We start from the raw sequence: 868 nt of genomic DNA on the forward strand, positions 1-868 counted from the left end.
ATTGCGCCTGCGCCGCCAGCCGCTCCGGCGTCAGATAGCGACGCTGCCAGGCGGCGTAATCCGGGTATTGCAGCGTCAGCGGCGGCAGCGGATCGACATCGCTACGACGGAAAGCGCCGTACAACGCCCCCAGTTCACGCAGCAGAATGCCGGTCGACCAACCGTCGGAGACGATGTGATGACAGGTGAGCAGGAACAGATGTTCCTCATCCGCCAGGCGGATCAGCGCGGCGCGCACCAGCGGCCCCTGCGTCAAATCGAAAGGCGCCTCCGTCAGGCGCTGCGCCAGTTGCCGCGCCTGGCTCTGAGCATCCTGCCGCCCACGCAGATCGTGAACCGTCAACGGCAGCGCGTCTGCCGGCAGAATGTGCGCCTGCGGCTGCCCCTCGACGGTGACAAACCGGCTGCGCAACGCTTCGTGGCGGGCATAGAGCGCATCCAGGCTCTGCCGCCAGGCGGGCAGATCCAGCTCGCCGCGCAGGCTCAGCGCCAGAGGAATATGGTAAGTTTCACTCAGGCCTTCCAACTGCGTCAGGAACCACAAACGCTGCTGGGCAAACGACAGCGGCAACTCGGCGCCGCGTGGCATAGCCTCGATCGGCGGCAGCGCCTCATCGGTTCTCCGCAGTTGCTGCGCCAACGCCAGCAGCGTCGGGTTGGCGAACAGGGTCTGCAACGGCAGCTGCCATTCCACCTGCTGCAGACGGTTAGTCAGACGTACCGCCAACAGCGAGTGCCCTCCCAGTTCGAAGAAGTTATCGTGGCGACCTACCTGCTCCACGTTCAGCAGCTCGCGCCAGATCGCCGCCAGCAGCGTTTCGTGTTCACCCTGCGGCGCTTCGTACGCTGCCTGGCTCTGCGCCCCCTG

Annotated in this window: 1 protein-coding gene; it reads right to left on the reverse strand. The window is 65.8% G+C overall.

What is annotated here, in order from left to right; all coding sequences use genetic code 11:
• Nucleotides 1-868, reverse strand: an 868-nt coding sequence (locus AC4PR2_RS29240) for a condensation domain-containing protein (RefSeq protein WP_492176092.1), incomplete at both ends; no start/stop codon positions are given.

This window comes from Serratia sp. A07, assembly GCF_058725505.1.